This window comes from Aeromonas sp. 6P, assembly GCF_051919525.1.
GTDB classification, from domain to species: domain Bacteria; phylum Pseudomonadota; class Gammaproteobacteria; order Enterobacterales; family Aeromonadaceae; genus Aeromonas; species Aeromonas veronii.
This window is the reverse complement of the sequence record NZ_JBQBEO010000002.1, coordinates 950,374-971,206: the sequence shown is the minus strand read 5'-3', so window position 1 is coordinate 971,206 and position 20,833 is coordinate 950,374. Positions and strand designations below refer to the sequence as shown.

The window sequence follows — 20,833 nt, the reverse complement described above, 5'->3', positions numbered from 1 at the left end:
AGAAAGGAACGATAGATGGAAATTATTTTGGGTGTGGTCATGTTTACCGTGATCCTGCTGGCTCTGGTGGCAGTCATTCTGTTCGCCAAGTCCAAGCTGGTGACCGCGGGCGACGTGACAATCAGCATCAATGGTGACCCGGCCAAGGCTGTGACCAGCCCGGCCGGTGGCAAGCTGCTCGGCGTGCTGGCTGGCAGCGGTATCTTCGTCTCCTCCGCCTGTGGCGGCGGTGGCTCCTGCGGCCAGTGCAAGGTACGGGTGAAATCCGGTGGCGGCGACATTCTGCCGACCGAACTGGATCACATCAGCAAGGGCGAAGCCCGTCATGGCGAGCGTCTGGCCTGTCAGGTTACCGTTCGCTCCGACATGGATATCGAACTGCCGGAAGAGATCTTCGGGGTGAAGAAGTGGGAATGTACTGTTATCTCCAACGATAACAAGGCCACCTTCATCAAGGAGCTCAAGCTGCAGATCCCCGATGGCGAGAGCGTACCGTTCCGCGCCGGTGGTTATATCCAGATTGAAGCCCCGGCTCACCACGTGCACTACAAGAACTTCGATATTCCCGAGGAGTATCGCGGTGACTGGGATCGCTTCAAGATCTTTGAGCTGGAGTCCAAGGTCGATGAGCCAATCATCCGTGCCTACTCCATGGCCAACTATCCGGAAGAGTTCGGCATCATCATGCTGAACGTGCGTATCGCAACCCCGCCGCCCAGCAACTGGACTGCCCCTCCGGGACAGATGTCCTCCTATATCTTCAGCCTGAAGGCTGGCGACAAAGTGACTATCTCCGGCCCGTTCGGTGAGTTCTTCGCCAAGGACACCGATGCCGAAATGGTATTCATCGGTGGTGGTGCGGGTATGGCGCCGATGCGTTCCCATATCTTCGACCAGCTGCGTCGCCTGAAGTCCAAGCGCAAGATGAGCTTCTGGTACGGTGCCCGTTCCAAGCGCGAAATGTTCTATGTCGAAGACTTTGACATGCTCGCCGCCGAGAACGAGAACTTCACCTGGAACGTCGCCCTGTCTGATCCGCAACCGGAAGACAACTGGGACGGCTACACCGGCTTCATCCACAACGTGCTCTACGAGAACTATCTCAAGAACCACGAAGCACCGGAAGATTGCGAGTTCTACATGTGTGGACCTCCGGTGATGAACGCTGCCGTCATCAACATGCTCAAAGACTTGGGCGTTGAAGACGAAAACATCCTGTTGGATGACTTTGGTGGTTAATCCATGCACAGTGTTGTAAAGACCTGGCTAGCCTTCGGGCTAGCCTTTTTCTTGACTGGGTGCGGTCAGGAGACGGTCCAATCCAAACCGGAGATCCACATCACCGGCAGCACCATGGGCACTTATTACTCCATCAAGGTGGCGGACAGCGCCATCAGCGATCCGGCCAAACTTCAAGCTGAGGTGGATGTGTTGCTGGAGCGGGTCAACGACCAGATGTCGACCTATCGCCCCGATTCCGAACTGTCGCGCTTCAACCAGAGCCGTGACAACAAACCGGTAGTGGTCTCCCGCGATACCGCACGGGTCGTCACAGAGGCCATTCACATTGGCCGTGAGAGCCAGGGGGCGCTGGACGTCACCGTTGGCCCCTTGGTCAATCTGTGGGGCTTTGGCCCGGACAAGAAGCCGACCAAGGTCCCTTCCGACGAGCTGATCACCCAGACTCGCCAGAAGACCGGTCTGGGCAACCTGCACGTCATCACCTCGGTGGATGCCGACACCCTGCAAAAAGACATTCCGGATCTTTACGTCGATCTCTCCGCCATCGCCAAGGGCTTTGGTGTGGACAAGGTAGCCGAGTATCTGGAGTCACTGGGTGCGCGTAACTATCTGGTGGAGATTGGCGGCGAGCTGCGGATCAATGGCGTCAACGGCAAGGGTCACCCCTGGCGCGTGGCCATCGAGAAGCCCACCGCAGGCACCGGCACGGTGCAAGAGGTGATCGTGCCCGGTGACAACGGGGTGGCCACCTCTGGCGATTACCGCAACTACTATGAACTGGATGGTCAGCGCTTCTCCCACACCATAGATCCGCGCAGCGGCAAGCCGATCCAGCACCGTCTGGTGTCGGTCACCGTGATCCATCCCTCCTGCATGACTGCAGACGGGTTGGCCACCGTGTTTATGGTGATGGGGACCGAGAAAAGCCTGGCCTATGCCAACGAGCGCGGCCTGGCGATCTTCGTGATCACCAAGACGGACAACGGCTTTGAAGAGGCTTACTCCGATGCCTTCAAGCCCTATCTGGTCAAGAAGTAAGAGGTAGAGATGCAGATTTTTCTGATCACCTTCGGGGTATTCATGCTGGTGATAGCCGCCATGGCTATCGGTTACATCTTCCAGAAGAAGACCATCTCCGGCTCCTGTGGCGGTCTGGGTAGCGTCGGCATCGAGAAAGAGTGCGATTGCCCGGAACCCTGCGACAACCGCAAGAAGAAGATGGCCAAGGAAGAGGCCCGTCGCAAGATGCTAGAAGAGAACCGCATCATCTGATGACTCTGGTTTTTCGGTAAACAAAAGCGCGCCATCGGCGCGCTTTTTACTGGCCGTTATCTTGCGTTAACGGTCAGGGCTGACGTTCGATATAGAGGATCACTTCACCCAGATGGATACCGAACTTGCTGATCTCGGCACGATTGATCAGACGATCTTCGTCCAGCAGGTACATCCAGTCATCGAAGCTCACCCGCACAACCTCGCCATCCGGTAGCGCCAGATCAAGCTGATAGCGCCAGTTGAGGGCAAACCCTTGGCTTTTACCGATCGCCTCGCCCACCACATCGGAAGCAGTACCGCGCCAATGACCATAATCGCCCTTGCTCAGATACCAGGTACGGGTCTGCTGGCGGCCATCGTCAAAGTAGAACAGCTCGAACAGCTCTCCCTTGCCATCTTTCCAACTACCCACCATCTCAACCCGAAAGCGACTGGTCACTTCGCCGCTGCGGTCGGTCACCAGGCCGTGAGCCACCAATTTGCCGTTGAAGAAACGAGCGAGATCCCAGTTTGGCCCCTGCCCACGATAGTCATCGAGACTGGCACCACAGCCACTCAGCAGCAAAAAGGGGAGCAACAGCAACCAGCGGTATGCACGATAGAAAGGCATCAGAGACTCCATGTTCAGGGTTGGCCACGCAGGCGGCGGGTCAGGGCAGGATCGCGGCTGTTGTCAGCCAGCCAGATGGCGAGAAAAGCGGCCGAGAATTGTGGATCGGCCAGGGTACCTAGGGGCTTCTCCTGCCACCAGAAGTGGCCTACCCCGCCCTTGTCGACATAGAAGGTGAGCTTGTCGCCTGCCTGCACATCGGGCCAGAGTGCAGCGAGCTGGCCGAGCCAGCGCTGACGTTCGGCGTCGGAGCCAAGACCGAGCCGCTGCCACTCCGCGGCAGTAGCGCTCAGCAGATCTTCCCGCTCGATGGCTCTGGCATAGGTGAGGGTCAGGGCCTGCGGATAGTGACCGGGCTGATAGCGCCCGCTCGCACTGTAGAGGGTGGCATCGTAGAGCTTGAACCAGAGCCAGTTCATCTCCCCCTGCCCGACCGGGCGCAACTGCTGCCAGGGGGCGGCAGAAGCCTGCACTGCGGTTGCAGCCAAGAGCGTAAACGCCAGCAGTAGCGGGTTAATTCCACCCCATATGCCAGTGGTTGGGGTCTTCCAGTTCATGCCAGTCCATCTCCTGTTCCTGCAGGGTGTTGATATCCTGCATCACCACCTGCACCAGCTGCCCCTGCGCATCCCGCTGGCAGGCAACCACCAGATAGAAGCGATCAGTGAGCTCATGCTGGCTCTCTTTGGTCCATTTGGAAAAAAGCAACGAGTCGGTCGAAAAGGTGTTTGTCATGACTCACCCTCCAGCTTGACCATTACCCACAGGAGTACGGGTAACCACCACATCCAGATCACAGCCAGCAGCGCCGTGCTGATCCAGATGCCCCAGGGTAAGTTTACTGCCCCCATGGCAGCCCCCGCCACATAGGAGGAAGCACCGCCAAACACGCCAAACAGCGCCTGCTGCCAGCGAGGCAAGCGCAGCAGCCAGCGCATACCGTGGGCCAGCGTCAGGGCAAAACCGAGCCAGAGCAGCACCAGCCAGAGGGGAAAACCGGACGGGAACCGGAACAGGCCGAGCTGCCAGAGCAGGGCATCCAGCAGACAGCCGACGACCGCGATGGGAAGCAGCCGCCAGTCACGCTGACGGCTGGGTGAGAAGAGAAAGTGCAGCAGCAACATTGCCAGCAGCGGGCCCGGCTGCTGCCACTTCACCGCCAGCAACCAGTAGAGGTTAAACCCCAGCAGGTGAGCCCACTGCCACATTGTTAGTGACCGCTTACTGGCACATCACCCGACCAGCCAGCGGGCCCCGGCTTGGCGGCCTCCAGCTGCACCAGACTGATGCTGCGCTCCCAGAATCCCCCTTCGCAATAGGCAAAGTAGAAGTGCCACAACCGGATGAAATCTTGGCTGTAACCGAGCTTGGGCAGCTCGGGCGCCAGCGCCAGAAAACGCTCGCACCAGTGAGCCAGGGTGCGCGCATAGTGATGACCATGATCGTGCAACCGCACCAGCTGCATGTCGGTCTCCCGCGCCAGCAGCCCCGCCATCTGGGAGACGCTCGGCAGGCAGCCACCGGGGAAGATGTAGCGCTGGATGAAATCGACTCCGCGCAGATACTGGGCATGGCGCTGATCGGCGATGGTGATGGCCTGGATGAGCAGGCGACCACCGGGTTTGAGCAGCCGCGACAGCTGGCGGAAATAGTCGGGCAGGAAGGCATGCCCCACCGCCTCGATCATCTCGATGGAGACCAGCTTGTCATAGGTGCCCTCCAGCTTGCGGTAATCCTCCAGCAGCAAGGTGATGCGATCCCCCAGCCCCTCCCGCGCAATCCACTCCTTGGCATAATCATGCTGGGCCCGGGAGATGGTAGTGGTCGTCACCCGGCAGCCATAGTGGCGGGCGGCATAGACGGCGAGGCCGCCCCAGCCGGTGCCGATCTCCAACAGATGATCGTCAGGCCCCAGCGCCAGCCGCTCGCAGATGGTGCGCAGCTTGGCCTGCTGTCCCTCTTCCAGCGTGGCCTCGGCACTCGGATAGATGGCGCTCGAGTACTGCATATGGCTGTCGAGAAACCCCTGATAGAGGGTATTGCCGAGATCGTAGTGGGCGGCGATGTTGGAGCGCGAACCTGTCAGGGTATTGCGGTTGAGCCAGTGGCGCACCTTGTTGAACGGGAAACTGAGCCAGCCAAGGCGCCGCTCGAGGGAGTCGAGCAGGGTCAGATTCCGGGCCAGCAGCCGCACCAGCGCCACCGGGTCCGGGCTGGTCCAGAGCCCCTCCACCCAGGTTTCCCCGGCGGCAATGCTGCCCCCCAGCAACAGGCGACGATAGAAGGCAGGATCTTGCACCACCAGTTCGGCATGCAGATCGGTACCCGCGACGCCAAAGCTGTGGCGCTCACCGCCATCCCGCAGCAGCAGCTGGCCATGTTCGAGGCGACCCAGCAGATTGAGCAGCATTTGTCTTGCCCCCTTGTCGATGAAAGAGGCAGAGAGGGTTGATTGAGCAAGTTCCATTAGCGGCTCTCCGGATGGGTAAAAATCGGGGTTCGTTTGATAAATAGACGCAGGGCCTGCCAGTAGATCCCGAGCAGCACCTTCATGGTCATCCATGGCCAGCGGGCCAGCAGGGCCACCAACCCCTTGCGCGACAAGGGTTCGCGAGTGAGCGCCAGGGTGGCGTCAAACAGCTTGGCTTCACCGGATACGGGATGGCTCTCGATATGGATCAGAGTCTCCTGCGCGGGCGGCCTGATGCGCCAGTGATAACGCATCGCCAGCCCCATAAAGGGGGAGACGTGAAAATCCTTGTCATGGGGTGCCAGCGCCGCCAGATCGAGCAGGTAGTAGTGACGCTCGTTCCAGGGGGTGTTCGACACCTCTGCCAGCAGATAGCGCGCCTCGCCCTGCCGGTAGCAGAAGTAGAAGTTGACCGGGCTGAAGTAGAACCCCAGACAGCGCACATTGCCGAGCAGCAGTACCCGCCCCTCGGGCTCGGCATCGCCACCCAGCTCGCTCACCTTCTGCCACACCGCCTGCTTGAGGCTTCCCTCACTCCCCTTGAGATAGTCATGGCGGTGAAACGAGAGCAGCCCAGCCCGCTCAACCCCGAACCAGCGCCCCTGATCGAGCTGTGGCAGCTCGTCGAGATCCAGTCCCAGCATAAAGAGGCTGTAGGAGAAGGTGTGAGCCCGCGGTGCAAAACGGCGGTGGCGCACCGAGCCCTGCCAGATGGCGCTGATGACGCCAGCCAGTTCGTCTGTACGCTCATGTTCGGTGGCCACGGTGGCGCCGTTCATAGCTCGGCTCCGAAGCGCCTGGCGACATCCAGCGCGCTGCGCACCCCATCCTCATGGAAGCCGTTGTACCAGTAGGCACCACAGAAGTGGGTGTGCTGCTGGCCGCAGATCTCCGCGCGCCGCTGCTGGGCGGCGATGGAGGCCTGATTGAACACTGGATGGTGGTAGACGAAGCGGCGCAGTACCTTGCTCTCATCCACCTTGCCCTTGGGATTGAGGCTGACGCAGAAGGGCTCCGGCGAGTTCACCCCCTGCAGGATGTTCATGTTGTAGCTCACCAGCGGCCGCGCCTCATCGTTGCCATCGAGCTGATAGTTCCAGCTGGCCCATGCCTTGCGGCGGGTGGGCAGGCAGCGAGCATCGGTATGGAGCCAGACATCGTTGGCCTGATAGGGCATGTCGCCTAGGATGGCCTGCTCCCGCTCGCCGGGATCCGCCAGCAGCGCCAGCGCCTGATCGCTGTGGCAGGCGAATATCACCTCATCAAACCGCTCCTCGCCGTAACTGCTCTGGATCACCACGCCGTCCGCGTCCCGCCGTACGCTCTGCACCGGACAGGCGAGTCGGATCTGCGACTGCCAACCCGCGGTAAGGGGGCCGATATATTCCCGCGAGCCACCCGGGATCACATACCACTGGGGGCGATTGGCCACATCGAGCAGGCCGTGGTTGGCAAAAAAACGCAGGAAGAAGCCAAGGGGGAAGGCACGCATATCGGCCAGGGTCGATGACCAGATCGCAGCTCCCATCGGCAAGATGTAGTGGCGGGCGAAGTAGTCGCTAAACTCCCCCGCCAGCAGAAAGTCTCCCAGCGTCAGCTCGGGGCCAGCACCCTGATGTTGACTATTCGCCAGCCAGGCCCGCGCCTCCCGGTTGAAGCGCAAAATCTCCGCGACAAAACCGTAGAAACGGGGGCTCAACAGATTGCTGCGCTGGGCAAACAGTGTGTCGAGGTTGTGACCGTTATACTCCAGCCCCTCCGGGCTCTTCACCGAGAAGCTCATCTCGGCCGGTTGCCGTGCCATGCCGATCCGCGCCAGCAACTTCAAGAAGTTGGGATAGGTGCGATCATTGAAGACGATAAAACCGGTGTCGATGGCATAGCTGCGGCCAGCCTGATTCACATCAACGGTCGCAGTATGCCCCCCCAGAGTCGGCGCCGCCTCAAACAGGGTAATGTCATGGAGTTTGTGGAGCAGAAAACCGGCGGTGAGCCCCGAGATCCCTGAACCGACGATGGCGATCTTTTTCTTCATGAATGGCTTCCTTTCGATACGAGTGCGCGGCCAAGGCGCAGCCAGAGCCCCACCGGCAGCGCACCAAGCAGGCGCAGCAACCAGATGAAACGGCGGGGAAAGTGGATCTGGTGACGACCAGCGGTCAGCCCGTCCATGATGGCGCGGGAGGCCTGCTCCACCGTCACCAGACAGGGCATGGGAAAATCATTTTTGGCGGTGAGCGGCGTCTGGACAAAGCCGGGGCGGATCAGGGTCACCCCGATCCCTTTGCTGGCCAAATCGAGGCGCAAGGTATCCGCCAGATAGTCGAGGGCCGCCTTTGAGGCGCCATAGGCCTCGGCTCGTGGCAACGGCAGCCAGCTCACCGACGAGCTGACGATGGCCAGCCGTGACCCAGCCCCGAGCAACGGCAAGAAGGCGGCCAGCGCATGGCCGGTAGCGGTCAGATTTGTGTCGATGACACGGGCAAACAGCTCGCCGTCAAACCCCTCAGCCACATCCATGTACTCGCAGTTGCCTGCGTTGAGGATCAGCAGATCGAGGGATGGCAGCGTAGCAGCCACCCCGCTCATAGCGGCCAGTTCCCGGGCATCGAACTGCAGCGGTGTGACGCCATCCAGCCCCAGCGCCTGCAGCCGTTCGCCATCGCGGCCACAACCCCAAACCTGCCAGCCTGCCCGCCGGTAATCCAGCGCCAACTGGCGACCGATACCGGAAGTCGCGCCTGTAATAAGCACCCGGCCGCTCATGCGCCAAGCCTCATCTTGATAGTGCGCACCACGGGCCCGAGCAGCGGCAACTGCTCGTAGAGCATGGCGCCCAGGTCAAAATAGTCCCTGTGCTGGCACACCTTGCCCGCCTCGTCGAATTCGAGGCGGGTGGCCCCTTCCACCGTCACCGGCTCACCACCACGCAATCTGGGGTGAGAGAAGGTCATGGTCCAGCCGAGCCAGGCCTGCTGCCCTTGCTGCTGCTGACTAGTGATGACGAAACGGCAGTAGGCGAGGCGCTGATAGAGGGCGGCAAAATAGTCGCCAAGGGCCGCCAGCCCCTCAATACGGTGGGCCGGATCGGTAAAGACCACCTGTTCGGCATAGACCTCGGGCAAGCGGTGCAACTGCTGTTTGTCCAGTTGCTGATAGAGGCCAATAAAGCGGGCCAGCGGCTCGTTCATCCTATTTCTCCAGAGAGCGAAACATCTCGATGGCTCTCACCCGGGCAACGGCGTGATCCACCATGGGTGCCGGATAATCCTGTCGTCCCTTGAGCCGCAGCCAGTCGTGGGGCTGATGCACATAAGCGGCGGGAATATCGGCAAGTTCAGTTACCCAGGTACGGATAAACTCCCCTTGTGGATCAAATCGTTGCCCCTGAGTGGTGGGGTTGAAGACCCGAAAGTAGGGGGCCGCATCGGCGCCGGTACCCGCTGCCCACTGCCAGCCGCCGTTGTTGGCCGCCAGATCCCCATCGATGAGCCGACTCATAAAGTAATCCTCCCCGAGCCGCCAGTGGATATGGAGATCCTTGGTGAGAAAGCTCGCCACTATCATCCGCAGCCGGTTGTGCATCCAGCCGGTGGCGTTGAGGCAGCGCATCGCTGCATCGACGATGGGGTAGCCGGTCCGCCCCTCGCTCCAGGCGGCGAAGGCATCCGGATCCCAGCTCCACGGCAAGGCCGCCGTCTCGGGTTTGAAGGGGCGATTCATCGAAAGAGTCGGGATCAGCACCAACAGGTGGCGATAGAACTCGCGCCAGACCAGCTCATTGAGCCAGACAAAGCCGGGCTGGGCCTTGGACTGGGGCCGATAGCCAAGCCGCTGCTGGATCGCCGCCACGCACTGACGGGGGCTGATGATGCCCGCCGCCAGATAGGGGGAGAGCACGGACGTGCCCGCTATGGCAGGAAAATCCCGGGTCTCGCCATAGTCGAGCACCGCCTGCTCCAGAAAAATGTTCAAACGACGCAGAGCTTCTGCCTCCCCCACTGGCCAACGCGGATCAACCGTCAGCTCGCCGAGCGCTTCATCAACCCACGCCCGCTCAGCCAGCGGCTGCCAAGGCAAAGGCTCGCCACGCGGTGTTGGCGCCCGATGAATGACAAACCCCTCCTCGTCGAGTGCCTTGAGCCAGGCGCGGCTGAAAGGGGTGAACACCTTGAACATCTCACCCGAGCCGGTCAGCACCCGCCCCGGCGGCAATACGCAACAGCCGTTGAGCCAGTGACAGCTCACCGCCTGCTCTGCCAGTGCGGCGCTGACGGCGTGATCGCGGCGCTGCTCATCAATCTCGATAGCCTGATTGGCATAGAGCTGGGTCACGCCCTGCTCGTGGCAGAGGTTTGCCAACGCAACGGGCACCTCGGCAAAAGTCTCCACTCGCAGCAGATGGAGCGGGATGCCGAGCGCTGCCAGCTCGCGGCCCAATTCATCTACCTGCGCCAACATAAAGCGCTGACGAATGGGGGCCATTTTGTGCTGCCGCCACTGGGTGGGGGAGATGATAAAGAGCGCGGCCACCGGTTCATCACCGGCGCAGGCATGCCGCAGTGCCGGGTTGTCGGCAAGGCGCAGATCATTGCGAAACCAGACCAGTTTCATGATTTTTTCCTCCCGCGTCCGCTGGTGCCAGCAGCATCTGGGGCATCCGCAATCAGCTCGGCAAGGCTCGCCTGCCAGCCATAGGCTTTAAGCCACTCATCGTCGTAGAGGCGCCCCAGCTCACCAAACAGGCGTGTGCCTGCGGGCCACCCGGCGGCCAGCTCCTGCTTGCCGAGCCCGGCACCCAGCAGTACCAGCCAGGGGGTAACGGCACGCCCCTCCAGCAAGCTGGCATGGCTCGTCTCGACCGCCCCCAGCAGTTGCACCTCATAGCCCTGACCGATCAACTCGTAGGCGGCCCAGACCAGATCGAGGGGGCCGACTTGTCCCCAGCTCGCCAAGGTGATCGGCACGCCTTTCTCCTGCTCGATCAGGTGACGGGCGAAGCGGGTATGGAGCCAGCCCAGCCACACCTGTTGCAGCAGCTCGCCATCGGGCCGCTCGCGCCACAGCCCCAGCAGCTGCTCCACCAGCGGTTGCAGTATCCGGCTGCGCACCAGCTCGAACGGGTAGCTCGCCAGCAGATCGTTGAGTTCAGCCTCCGCCTTGCGCTGGTTGAAGGCGAGCAGCGCCTGACTGAACTGCTCCAGGGTTTGCTGCCAGTGATCGCTCACCGGCGCGGAATGAGGTTCGCTCAAGAGCCCCTTCACCTGCCCGATACTCACTCCCCGCTCCAGCCAGCTCAGGATCTCGCCGATCTGGCGAATATCCTGCTCGCTGTAGAGGCGGTGGCCCTTTTCGGTGCGGGCCGGTTGCACCAGACCATAGCGGCGCTGCCAGGCGCGCAGGGTCACGGCGTTGACACCGGTGAGACGGGAGACCTCGCGAATGGGGTAGATCCCCTCATCAGCCAGAGGAGCAACTTCTTGCGATAAATCAGACATGACAACGTCCATCAAACAAAGGAGTAAGGCTACCCGGCGCAAACCATGCGCCGGGGCAACAGAACGGATTCAGAGCCCGTAACGCAATTTGAGCGTATCGGGGTGCGGATTGAGATAAACCTGCTCGGCGAGGTAGGGATTGGGGTACTCGCGCAGGTAGTGACGGATCAGGGTGAGCGGCACCAGCAAGGGGAATATGCCGGTGCGGTACTTGTCGATGGTATCGGCAAGCTCCTGCTTCTGGGCCGGGGTCAGCACCCGCTTGAAGTAGCCCTGCAGGTGCATCAGCACATTGGTGTGACTGCGGCGGTTGGCTCGCAGTGTCAGCGCCGTCATCAATCCCTTGATGTAGTTGTCGGCCACCTCCTGCAAGTTGGTGGACTTGCCCAGATTGCCGAGCAGCTTGCCAAGCGCCCGATAGTGGGTGGTGGCGTGGGAGAGCACCAGATACTTGTAACGGGAGTGGAAGCGGATCAGCGCAGAGGCGGTAATGCCGCGGGCGCAGAGCTGCTGCCAGTCGTGGTAGGCGAAGACCCGCAGCACGAAGTTCTCCCGCAGGATGGGGTCGCACAGGCGACCATCCTCTTCCACCGGCAGCAGGGGGTTGGCCTCCATCAACGCCTTGGCAAACAAGCCAATCCCCTCCTTGGCACTCCCCTCGTTGTTGGCGCCATAGACCTTGACCCGCTCCATGCCACAGCTGGGTGATTTGGCACAGAGGATATAGCCGGAGATAAAGTCGAGCTGGCGCGCTTTCTGCTCGCTAAAGGCAATCAGCTTTTCGGTGACATCGAAGCTACCGTTGCTCGCCTCGGCGCGGATCTCGCCGTTGCGCTTGACCAGCCGGATGGCGGCGCGAGGCGCCCCTAAACCAATGGCCATCTCGGGACAGACGGGGTGGTAGTCAAAGTGAGCGCCAAGATCTCGTTCACAGAAGCTGGAGCGCTTGTGGCCCCCATCGAAACGTACCTCTTGTCCCAGCAGGCAGGCACTGATACCGACTTTAATCTTGTACATGATGACGCTCCTTGTATAAGCATTGATTCAGTTATAGCAGTTATACAAAAAAATGAAAGTTGTATAACTATTTGCGACTGATACGACACAAGGAGAAAAAAGGGATCACCGGAAAAAGAAAAAACCCATGGCAAACGCCATGGGTAAAAAACAAGACACTACGGACTACGGGAAGGGGGATTAGAAGCTGTACTTCACACCCAGGCTGGAGATGGAACCTTTTTGCAGATCCCAATTGCGATAGGTGTAATCGGCAGTCAGCGCCCAGTTCTGGTTGAGCTTGTAGGCACCGCCCACCTTGAAGTCGTGCATATCGTCGGTCATGTTGGCGTAGCGGTAGGCAGTGGAGAGCTCGACATTGCCGATGTCGTAGCGCAGACCGACTTCACCGTACATGCTGCCGCTATCTTTGCGAGCAACAGCATCCCACCCTTTGTTAGCGATATCGCTGGCAAGTTCACGCTCCAGCATGTAGCCGGTCACACCGGTTTCACCGTAGAGGTTCAGACCTGTGCTGAGCGGGGTAAAGACACCGACACCAATGCTGGAGATCGACATGCTGTCGTTGCCGTTGCTGCGAGAGGTGTATTCAGTGCTGCCGCGACCATAGAAATTGGAGCCGAAGCTCTTGGAGAGATCCAGGCTCAGACCGCCAAAATCACGGGTTCCTTTGCTGTCATTGCTGAAGGTACCGCTGAGATAGTCGGATTTGGTGTGCGCCCAGGTGGCGGAACCCTTGGCGTAGCTGAAGGCATCCTGCGCCATGACGGAAGTAGAGGCAAACCCGGCCAGAACCAGAAGAGAGACAGTTGCTTTTTTCATGATGATAACTCCATGTGATTGGGCCCGTTGCTAGCGAGCTGGTATGGAGTCATTGTGCGATCAGGTTCCCGGCTTGCCGAGCTGCAAGCTGTTGCAGAACCATGTCAGATGTAAGCAGATATTGCAGGGGGTGTCAGCGGCAACAAGTTGCCGGCCCACACGGTTTGCATGGGCCGGAACAACGCCAAATCAGCGGAAGACCACCTCGTCAATTTCAACCCGCACCAGCGGCTGACCGGTCAATCCGGCAGGACGGGGGATCTCGAGGGCCAGTGACGGACGGGCTTGCCCCTTGCGCAGATAGGTTTCCGGCAGGCGGTTCTCGGCAACCCAGAAGCGGGCCTCCTGACGGCTCAGCTGCACCCCGTCAGCACTGAACAGGGTCACCATGCCACGCACCCCGACTACATTGCGGGTGCCGGTATTGCTCACCATAAAGGTCAGCACCAGCGGGTCAGATCCCGCGATCTTGTCCAGCTTGACCACCACACCGTCACGCGCCATCTGGGCAAGCAGTTCCGGATTGGCCTTGGCCTGATCGGTCAGCACCGGAGCAGCGACGGCAACCACGGCCCCAGCCTTCCCATCAGCAGCCACGCCCTTTACGGACTCGGCCGGTTTGACCACCAGATACTCCCAGGTGAAGTCGTCGTTGAGCTGAACCTGCCGACCATCGGGCAGCGTCACCTGAGAAAGAGGGGCAGCCTGCGCCAATACGGGGGAGAGGCACAGGGCAATCAGCAGACGGGAGAAGGGTTTCATTGGGCGAAGCTCGGTAACGGGTGAAAGGGCGACAGTATAAACAGTCCCGTCGCCCCTTGCCTATGACGGCACTCACGTTCTGGCACCCGCATCGCTTGCCCGCAGGCTAGATGGCGAGATCGTGCCGCTCTTTCTGTGCCATATCCAGGGTCACCAGATCGAACTTGCTCCCCTTGAGGGCGGACAAAATATCCGATTGCATATCAAAGGCCTGCGCACGCTGATGCTCCGGCAGACGCACCCGGGCCAGGGTGGTGGAGCAGTCGCACAGGGTATGGAAAAAGACCTGTGCCTCGTCCAGCCCCATGTCGGCCAGCATCTGCTCTGCCTGATCCACCATTCGCAGATAACGCTGCTCAAGCTGCCGTGGATTGGTGAAGCGATTGCTGAGGCAACCGTTGCTCCCCTTGCCCCAACGACCGAGCTGACGCTTGTTGAAGCCGTAACGATAATCGCGGCGCATCAATCCGTTGTCGGCAAAAAACCAGATGGAGTTGGCAGGCAGAGACCCGAACTGGGCAAGATAATCATCACGCTCCTCCACCGCTGCCGGAACCAGTAACGGCAGATGAGTCCATTCCGGACGAGTCTGCACATACTCACCAATGCGGCGAACCGGGTCGATCAGCCCTTCAATATTTGGCAGGCGATCGCAAAAGACGATCTCGTCACTCTTGATGACCCAGTGATCGATGCCATAACGCTGGCAATAACGGCGGGCTCGGGCCACTTCACTGCGACTGCGGGTCGGATTATCGAGGGTAATTGCGTGGATTTTCACACCGGCAGCGCGGCACAACTCGATGCTGTAGCAGGATTCCAACCGTCCCGAAAAAGAGACAACCAGCTCGTCAAAACTTGCCAGTCGCTCAATCAGCAGCTGTTCCCTGGCTTGAAAAGAGTGATCATATCCCTGATTCAGTACAACTACATTGGCACCCATTAAACAGCTCCGGATGATGAACAGGTGCAGTATTGTGCGGCAAACAAACTGAATAGACCCTTAAAGAGTCTGGTTAAAATTAAAACTTGATGATTATTTCCTGTGATTCTGCTGCTAAATCTTCATTTTGGGCGTCATAAATTCGTAATCTTGCTTGGTGAACCCGATGGGCTCGCAAGAAACCCTGCGCCTGATCCAGCGAGGTGAAGGTCAGGCGCCCTCCCTCACTGTCGGTCAGGCAGAGGCACTCCCCTTCTGCCTCAACACAGAGCTGATAACCGCTGCCATCCTTGCAGGCGATGATCAGGGTCGCCTCGGGATAGTGACTGAGCCAATTGCGAAACCGGCCATGCTCCATAGTGCTCCTAAAGGGGCATCACCCCCTGCCGGTGGCGGGCAAACAGCCCAGCTCACCCAGTTGCTGACGACAACTCGCCGCGTCGGTAAAGACGATCCCCCTGATACCGAGGGCCTCGGCGGCCGCAATGTTGGCGGGACTGTCATCGATGAAGAGACACTCTGCCGGTTTCAGATCGAACGACACCAGCAGATAGCGGTAGATATCCGGCTCCGGCTTCATCATCCGCACCCGCGCCGAGACCACCTTGCCGCTGAAGAAGCGCCAGAAATCCTGATGCTGCTCCAACCAGTCGATGCTGGCATGACCCATGTTGGAGAGGGCATACAGAGTGTGCCCCGCCCCGTGCAGCTCGGCTATCAGGGTTAGCATAGCGGGATCTGGCAGCAGGGAGGCGGGAACTGCCTGTAAAATGGCCAGATTCTGTGCCGCCGAAAGGCCGGTGCGCGCTTGCGCTTCCCGGGCCATGGTGTGGAGCGACATGGTGCCTCTGTCCACCTCCAGCCAATCCGAGTGGTTAAAGAGCTGCTCGGCCAACTGTTCAGCCCCTTGCGGGCCACGCACCGAACGCACTATGCCTACCGGATCCCAGCTCACCACCACCCGTCCCAGATCGAAAATGATCGCCATCGTCTTTACCTCCCCCACTGGGTTTCAGTCATCAAAACAGAGTCTATAGAACATCGCTCATACGCCATTTTCTTAACCGGATACCCTGCCCCCATCCCCGCCTGCGGGCAAGTTTTACTTGCATCAGACCGGCAAATCCCTTAATGGTTATGACGTTACTTCAAGGACACACCTATGCACGCACCATTCTTCTTTGCTTTCTCGTTTATCCGGCCCGCTTGAGGGAAGGCCTGTCGTCGTGTGAACAGAAAGCAAAGACGAATCTAGCCTCCCCTAGCGGAGGCTTTTTTTTGCATTAATATCAATCGATTACTTGGATAGGGAACAATCATGGCAACGCTCGACGAGATCAGACAAGACATCACCCGGTTGGATCAGGAGCTGCTTGCCCTGCTGGCGAAACGCAAGACCCTCAGCATCGAGGTCGCCCGTGCCAAGCAAGCCAACCCGCGCCCCATTCGTGACCACCAGCGGGAGCAGGAGCTGCTGGTCGCCCTGATCCAGAAAGGGCGCGTGCTTGGGTTGGATGCCCAGTACATCACTCGCATCTATCACACCATCATCGAAGACTCTGTGCTCTCCCAGCAGGCCTATCTGCAGAGCCTGCTCAACCCGGAGCAGCAGGAGCCGATGACCAGCGTCGCCTATCTGGGGCCGCGCGGTTCCTACTCCAGCCTGGCCGCCCGCAAATATCTGGCGCGCTACAAGGATCAGGTGATCGAGGTGAACTGCCAGAACTTCCGCGAAGTGCTGGATGCGGTGGAGTCAGGCCGCGCCGCCTTCGGTGTGCTGCCCATCGAGAACACCAGCTCGGGCTCCATCAACGAAGTCTATGACGTGATGCAGCACACCAGCCTCTCCATCGTCGGCGAGCTCACCTACCCCATCGAGCACTGCATCCTCACCGCCGTACCGACCGAGCTTGGCCGCATCAAGACCTTCTATGCCCACCCGCAGGTGTTCCAGCAGTGCTCCCACTATCTGAGCAAGCTGGAAGGGGCGCGTCACGAGATCTGCGACTCCTCCTCCAGCGCCATGATGAAGGTGAAAGAGCTGGCCAGCCCGGAGGCCGCCGCCATCGGCAGCGCCGCCGGTGGCGAACTGTATGGCTTGGACGTGCTGGCAGAGCAGCTCGCCAACCAGAAAGAGAACTACAGCCGCTTCATCGTGGTGGCGCGCAAACCCATCGACGTGGCACCGCAGATCCCGGCCAAGACCACCCTCATCATGTCCACCTCCCAGAAGCCGGGTTCGCTGGTCGAGGCGCTGCTGGTACTACGCAGCCACGAGATCAACATGACTAAGCTGGAGTCCCGTCCGGTGCAGGGCAACCCGTGGGAAGAGATGTTCTACCTCGATGTCTCCGCCAACCTGCAGACCCCGGCGATGCAGGCCGCACTGGTGGAACTGACCAAGATCACCCGCTATATCAAGGTGCTGGGCTGCTACCCGAGCGAGGATGTGAAACCTACCGCAGTGCCGCCGGTGCTGATGGGGAGCTAACCAGCCCACGACGACAAAAGGCGAGCACCCTGCTCGCCTTTTGTTTTGATGCCGGTTTTCACGGCAAGCCCATCAACTCAGAACTGACCGGCCATCAGCTGGTTGATGTTGTAGAGGGCACGGGTATCGAGCTCCATCTCGGTGGCATAGGTATTGCCGCGCGGATAGGAGGCAACCACCCGGGCACCACGCACCACACCGGCGACCGACACATCCAGCGAGTTGGAGGTCTGGGTCAGGTCACGATAGCTGCTCTGGCCGCGCACCTGCTGACCATTGAGCTGCTCGGCCAGCTCGCGATATGCATCCATCTTGGAAGCGCGAATGGCTTGCAGCATCTTCTCCGACTGGGAGGGGCCGGGCTGGATGTCGATCACCGCATACCCCACCGCCTTGAGCACCGGAAAATCATCGGGTTTGCCACCCTGGGTGTAATCCACCACCCGGTTGCCGCTGCAACCGGTGAGCAAGAGTGCCAACAGGCAACCAAACAGGATCTTCATGACTCGCTCCTCACGGGGTCAGGTTGACCAGATGACCACCCGGCCGGGCCTGACTGTCACGCATCAGATAACCGCGATTGATCGATGCCCGACCAAACGAGTTGTTGGCACCGAACAGATATTTTTGCGGGATCAGGCTCTGGGCCGTGGTCTCCACCATCTTGGTGCGCATGTCGATAACGCGGGCATTGACCAGGATCCCCTTGCTATTGCGGCTGAAGGTGCCGACCAGAATGCGGGAGATCGGCAAACGGGAAGAGAGCTCCTTATAGTTGCGGCTCAGCACGAAGTCCCCCTGCGGCGTCACCTTGATGCTACCGGTCAGCTTGAAGTCCACCACCACCTCGCCGCGGCGGTTGAGCTCGTAGATAAAGCTCTCCTCAATCTGCTGCCCCATCCAGTTGGTATCCTGCAGGGTGTCGAGATCAACGAAAGAGGCCACCGCGATGGGCTCGGTCAGGGTGGTCAGCGATTTGCGCTCCATCAGCTGGTCGGTCATACGCGCCACCAGCCAGTTGAGCTCCATCCCCTGCGCCGCCTGGCGGGGGTCACCCTGATCCCGATTGATAGGGTCGGAGCCGCACCCGGTCAATGCCAGGGCGAGCGCCAACGCCGTGATGAGTTTGTTCATGGATACCTTTCCTGTATCTGCACCTGACTTATTATCGGACGCGCCGGACAAAGCTTGAGCCGGGAATGAGGCATGATTCTTGCTTTTTTAATGGTCAGCGCCAACGTGCGCTACCACTTGGAACGTGTTGTGATCCATGTCGGTCAGCAGGCGCCATTTCCTCAACATGGCTCGGCTGCCCGCCAACTCAAGGTATCTGCTATGAAATTACCGCTGCTGTTGACCCTGCTGCTGGCCAGCCTGAGCGCCCGAGCCGAGCTTATCGAAGCGCAGGGCAGCGCCGCCATTCTGGGGGGTGATGAGGTCTATGCCCGCGAGCAGGCGACCCGCGACGCCCTACGTCAAGCCTTGCTAGCCAGCGGCGCGGCCGTTTCCAGCGTGCAGCGTCTGGAAAATGGCAGCCTGCGATCCGAGCAGATCCAGATCCGCTCCGGCGGCGACATTCGCCAGTACCGGCTCAAGCGGGAAGAGGTGCGCAACGGCCGCATGTACATCACGCTAGTGGCCGACATTCAGGCCGAACGCCAGATCTGCCAGACCCAGCACTTCGCCAAGGATTTGACACTGGTGAGGCTGCGGATGCGCTATCCAGATCAAGCAAGCTATGGCGCCATGGACGACATGCCTGAGAACCTCTCGCGACGACTGTTCGAAACCCTCGCCAACGCGCCGCAAGGGGTCGCGGTGCGCCAGTGGCTGGATGAAAACCTGCGCATCGACCCGCTGCATCTGCAACAGGGGGATCGCAGTGCCCTCGAAGAGATCAAGGCGCTCAGCCTGCGTACCGACAGCCAGTATCTGGTGCTCGGCAGCATCGACGATCTCTCCATCGAGCCGCAGGGCAACCAGCTGACCAGCTGGTATGAGGATCCCGTACGCAACTTTCGCATGCAGCTCTACCTGTTCGATGGCATCAACGGCAGTCTGGTCAACCGCAAGGCCTACGAAGGGCGCGCCACCTGGACCTTTGGCAAGCGGGAGCAAGTGGGCAGCAGCAGCGGCCAGTTCTGGCAGTCAAGTTATGGCCAGGAGGTCAACTACCAGTTGCAACAGGCGGCTCAGGATCTGGTAGCCCAGCTCACCTGTGCCCCGGTCACCGCAAGAGTGGTCGGCCAGAACGAACGCGGCCCCTACATCAATCTGGGACGGCGCAACGGTGTCAAGCTCGGCGACCAGTTCCGCATCCAGCACAACGCCGACTTCATCGACCCCTACGGCAAGTCGCGCATGATGCGCAACCCGGCCGACGGCCTGTTCGAAGTGGTGCAGGTATTCGACGATGGCGCCATCATCAGCAGCCAGAACAAATATTCGCCGTTTAACATCCAGAATGGGGATTTGGCAGTATTGGAATAAGAATCAAGGGTTTAAAAGGGAGTTGCTTCTTGTATAATGCCCGCCACACAGCTCCCGTAGCTCAGCAGGATAGAGCGGTCCCCTCCTAAGAGACAGGCCACTGGTTCGACTCCAGTCGGGAGCGCCATACAAAACAAGGGGTTGGCATCTTCACGATGCTAACCTCTTGGTCGTTTTTGGCGACAATGAATCCGACCATCCAACCGTAATGACCCTCTCCTTTCTGCGTTCAGAGCATGCGCTCTCTGATAGACTGCTTCTCTTCGGCTTGTCTTTGAGGCCAAGCCCTGTTTCATCTTGCAAAGGAGTGTTGGATGTCCGGATGTTCTTGGTGGGATAGATCCACCGGTTTTGCACTGCTGACCATTGTGCTATGGGCCTCGCTGGCGGCGCTGACGTCACGGGTCACCAGCGTGTCACCGCTGGTGCTGGTCGGGCTGGTGCTGTTTTTCTGCGGGGTTGGGGCCTTGCCGTTTTGGCGCCAGTGGCGTGCTCGTCCCATTACCTGGCTGGTGACGGTTACGGCATTGCTGCTCTACCATCTGCTGCTCTTTATGAGCTTTCGCCACGCCCCCGTGCTGGAGGCCAACCTCATCAACTACCTCTGGCCGCTCTGCATCATTCTGTTTACCCCGCTGTTGTTGCCCGGCCATCCACTCCATGCCCGTCATCTGCTGGCTGGCGCCTTTGGTCTGGCGGGTTCCATGCTGGTGATGGTCAATGGCGAGCTGCAACTGCAACAGACCTATCTGCCGGGATACCTGTTGGCGCTCGGTGCAGCTATCGTCTGGGGGGCCTATTCGGTGCTATCACGCCGTCTGCCGCCAGCCCCTGCCGTGGTCACTGCGGCAGCCTGCCTGCCCGCAGGTTTGCTGGCGCTGCTGCTTGCCCGTCTGCTGGAGGGGCCCCTGCTGCTCGCGCAGATCCCCACCAGGGACTGGAGCCTCATCATCGGGCTGGCGCTGGGCCCCATGGGGGCGGCCTTTGTGACCTGGTATCTGGCACTGCGAGACGGCGATCCACGCCGGATCGGTGCCCTTGCCTACCTGACACCGCTGCTGAGTACTTTGCTGTTAGTGGCATTGAACGGAGAAGAGCTGACCTCGCGCCATCTGCTGGCCGGTGCACTTATCATGGGAGGCGCCCTGCTCGGTATGCTGGGCCAACGCAACAGCGCTCAGGTATCCCCAACCAGTTAAGCCGGCAAGATAGG

General features: G+C 60.1%; 25 protein-coding genes, 1 tRNA gene and 1 other annotated feature. Of the genes, 7 read left to right on the top strand and 19 right to left on the bottom strand.

Annotation, left to right across the window (positions count from 1 at the left end):
* The first annotated feature begins 15 nt into the window (after nt 1-15).
* The 3 genes from nqrF to nqrM are packed head-to-tail and all read left to right on the top strand — an operon-like array spanning nt 16 to nt 2,514.
* A complete protein-coding gene (gene nqrF / locus ACTG2J_RS04795; RefSeq protein ID WP_005338656.1) occupies nt 16-1,239 on the top strand; it encodes an NADH:ubiquinone reductase (Na(+)-transporting) subunit F in 1,224 nt (407 codons plus the stop codon).
* A gap of 3 nt (nt 1,240-1,242) precedes the next feature.
* Entirely contained in the window at nt 1,243-2,280 is a 1,038-nt protein-coding gene (locus ACTG2J_RS04790; protein WP_005338666.1) for an FAD:protein FMN transferase ApbE, read from the top strand.
* Between the two features lie 9 nt (nt 2,281-2,289).
* Complete coding sequence (gene nqrM, locus ACTG2J_RS04785; protein ID WP_005338668.1) at nt 2,290-2,514, top strand: (Na+)-NQR maturation NqrM; 225 nt, start codon at nt 2,290-2,292, stop codon at nt 2,512-2,514.
* 73 nt (nt 2,515-2,587) lie between these two features.
* On the opposite strand, the gene ACTG2J_RS04780 is transcribed toward nqrM, so the two are convergent.
* The 17 genes from ACTG2J_RS04780 to ACTG2J_RS04700 form a co-directional block, all read right to left on the bottom strand.
* Nucleotides 2,588-3,127 carry a DUF3833 domain-containing protein gene (locus ACTG2J_RS04780; protein ID WP_439988941.1) on the bottom strand — a complete coding sequence of 180 codons (540 nt, stop codon included), beginning with the start codon at nt 3,125-3,127 and terminating at the stop codon, nt 2,588-2,590.
* Nucleotides 3,128-3,141: 14 nt separating this feature from the next.
* The gene (locus ACTG2J_RS04775) at nt 3,142-3,684 is read right to left on the bottom strand and encodes a chalcone isomerase family protein (RefSeq protein ID WP_439988942.1); all 543 of its coding nucleotides are present in this window, start codon (nt 3,682-3,684) and stop codon (nt 3,142-3,144) included.
* On the bottom strand, nt 3,641-3,862 hold the full coding sequence (locus ACTG2J_RS04770) for a TIGR02450 family Trp-rich protein (protein WP_005338671.1): 222 nt from the start codon (nt 3,860-3,862) through the stop codon (nt 3,641-3,643). The genes ACTG2J_RS04775 and ACTG2J_RS04770 overlap by 44 nt, the downstream gene beginning before the upstream one ends.
* Nucleotides 3,859-4,335 (bottom strand): DUF2878 domain-containing protein, encoded by a 477-nt coding sequence (locus tag ACTG2J_RS04765; protein WP_159163039.1) that lies wholly within the window; start codon nt 4,333-4,335, stop codon nt 3,859-3,861. Before ACTG2J_RS04765 ends, ACTG2J_RS04770 begins: the two co-directional genes overlap by 4 nt.
* Before the next feature lie 2 nt (nt 4,336-4,337).
* Nucleotides 4,338-5,594 carry a class I SAM-dependent methyltransferase gene (locus ACTG2J_RS04760; protein WP_439988943.1) on the bottom strand — a complete coding sequence of 419 codons (1,257 nt, stop codon included), beginning with the start codon at nt 5,592-5,594 and terminating at the stop codon, nt 4,338-4,340.
* The gene (locus ACTG2J_RS04755; RefSeq protein ID WP_113739010.1) at nt 5,594-6,376 is read right to left on the bottom strand and encodes a DUF1365 domain-containing protein; all 783 of its coding nucleotides are present in this window, start codon (nt 6,374-6,376) and stop codon (nt 5,594-5,596) included. Before ACTG2J_RS04755 ends, ACTG2J_RS04760 begins: the two co-directional genes overlap by 1 nt.
* Nucleotides 6,373-7,632, bottom strand: coding sequence for an NAD(P)/FAD-dependent oxidoreductase (locus ACTG2J_RS04750; RefSeq protein ID WP_252656038.1), 1,260 nt, complete (start codon nt 7,630-7,632; stop codon nt 6,373-6,375). The genes ACTG2J_RS04755 and ACTG2J_RS04750 overlap by 4 nt, the downstream gene beginning before the upstream one ends.
* Nucleotides 7,629-8,363 (bottom strand): SDR family NAD(P)-dependent oxidoreductase, encoded by a 735-nt coding sequence (locus tag ACTG2J_RS04745; protein WP_252656040.1) that lies wholly within the window; start codon nt 8,361-8,363, stop codon nt 7,629-7,631. The genes ACTG2J_RS04750 and ACTG2J_RS04745 overlap by 4 nt, the downstream gene beginning before the upstream one ends.
* Nucleotides 8,360-8,788 (bottom strand): nuclear transport factor 2 family protein, encoded by a 429-nt coding sequence (locus ACTG2J_RS04740; RefSeq protein ID WP_005343652.1) that lies wholly within the window; start codon nt 8,786-8,788, stop codon nt 8,360-8,362. Before ACTG2J_RS04740 ends, ACTG2J_RS04745 begins: the two co-directional genes overlap by 4 nt.
* Before the next feature lies 1 nt (nt 8,789).
* Nucleotides 8,790-10,211: a deoxyribodipyrimidine photo-lyase gene (gene phrB / locus ACTG2J_RS04735; RefSeq protein ID WP_252656042.1), complete on the bottom strand. Its 1,422-nt coding sequence runs from the start codon at nt 10,209-10,211 to the stop codon at nt 8,790-8,792.
* The gene (locus ACTG2J_RS04730) at nt 10,208-11,095 is read right to left on the bottom strand and encodes a MerR family transcriptional regulator (protein ID WP_252656044.1); all 888 of its coding nucleotides are present in this window, start codon (nt 11,093-11,095) and stop codon (nt 10,208-10,210) included. Before ACTG2J_RS04730 ends, phrB begins: the two co-directional genes overlap by 4 nt.
* 69 nt (nt 11,096-11,164) lie before the next feature.
* Nucleotides 11,165-12,112 carry a YbgA family protein gene (locus ACTG2J_RS04725; protein WP_005343644.1) on the bottom strand — a complete coding sequence of 316 codons (948 nt, stop codon included), beginning with the start codon at nt 12,110-12,112 and terminating at the stop codon, nt 11,165-11,167.
* Nucleotides 12,113-12,292: 180 nt separating this feature from the next.
* Nucleotides 12,293-12,934: an autotransporter gene (locus ACTG2J_RS04720; RefSeq protein ID WP_042080712.1), complete on the bottom strand. Its 642-nt coding sequence runs from the start codon at nt 12,932-12,934 to the stop codon at nt 12,293-12,295.
* 189 nt (nt 12,935-13,123) lie between these two features.
* A complete protein-coding gene (locus ACTG2J_RS04715) occupies nt 13,124-13,696 on the bottom strand; it encodes a DUF3157 family protein (protein WP_252656046.1) in 573 nt (190 codons plus the stop codon).
* 106 nt (nt 13,697-13,802) lie between these two features.
* A complete protein-coding gene (locus ACTG2J_RS04710; RefSeq protein ID WP_042080710.1) occupies nt 13,803-14,639 on the bottom strand; it encodes a hypothetical protein in 837 nt (278 codons plus the stop codon).
* Between the two features lie 79 nt (nt 14,640-14,718).
* Nucleotides 14,719-14,997, bottom strand: coding sequence for a DUF6482 family protein (locus ACTG2J_RS04705; RefSeq protein WP_005338699.1), 279 nt, complete (start codon nt 14,995-14,997; stop codon nt 14,719-14,721).
* Nucleotides 14,998-15,015: 18 nt separating this feature from the next.
* Complete coding sequence (locus tag ACTG2J_RS04700) at nt 15,016-15,627, bottom strand: HAD family hydrolase (protein ID WP_252656048.1); 612 nt, start codon at nt 15,625-15,627, stop codon at nt 15,016-15,018.
* 170 nt (nt 15,628-15,797) lie between these two features.
* Nucleotides 15,798-15,919: a sequence feature (Phe leader region), on the top strand.
* A gap of 38 nt (nt 15,920-15,957) precedes the next feature.
* Between ACTG2J_RS04700 and pheA the strand changes: the two genes are divergently transcribed.
* A complete protein-coding gene (gene pheA, locus ACTG2J_RS04695; RefSeq protein WP_005338715.1) occupies nt 15,958-17,130 on the top strand; it encodes a prephenate dehydratase in 1,173 nt (390 codons plus the stop codon).
* Nucleotides 17,131-17,207: 77 nt separating this feature from the next.
* Here pheA and ACTG2J_RS04690 read toward each other — a convergent pair whose 3' ends face one another.
* Nucleotides 17,208-17,633: an LPP20 family lipoprotein gene (locus ACTG2J_RS04690; RefSeq protein ID WP_005338717.1), complete on the bottom strand. Its 426-nt coding sequence runs from the start codon at nt 17,631-17,633 to the stop codon at nt 17,208-17,210.
* A 10-nt stretch (nt 17,634-17,643) separates the two neighbouring features.
* On the bottom strand, nt 17,644-18,264 hold the full coding sequence (locus ACTG2J_RS04685; protein ID WP_005338718.1) for a FlgO family outer membrane protein: 621 nt from the start codon (nt 18,262-18,264) through the stop codon (nt 17,644-17,646).
* A 201-nt stretch (nt 18,265-18,465) separates the two neighbouring features.
* On the opposite strand from ACTG2J_RS04685, the gene ACTG2J_RS04680 reads away from it, so the two are divergent.
* From ACTG2J_RS04680 to ACTG2J_RS04670, 3 genes are all read left to right on the top strand, one after another.
* The gene (locus ACTG2J_RS04680; RefSeq protein ID WP_113739022.1) at nt 18,466-19,620 is read left to right on the top strand and encodes a flagellar assembly protein FlgT; all 1,155 of its coding nucleotides are present in this window, start codon (nt 18,466-18,468) and stop codon (nt 19,618-19,620) included.
* 50 nt (nt 19,621-19,670) lie between these two features.
* Nucleotides 19,671-19,747: transfer RNA gene (locus tag ACTG2J_RS04675), tRNA-Arg, on the top strand.
* A gap of 187 nt (nt 19,748-19,934) precedes the next feature.
* Nucleotides 19,935-20,819 carry a DMT family transporter gene (locus tag ACTG2J_RS04670; RefSeq protein ID WP_439997248.1) on the top strand — a complete coding sequence of 295 codons (885 nt, stop codon included), beginning with the start codon at nt 19,935-19,937 and terminating at the stop codon, nt 20,817-20,819.
* Nucleotides 20,820-20,833: the final 14 nt, after the last annotated feature.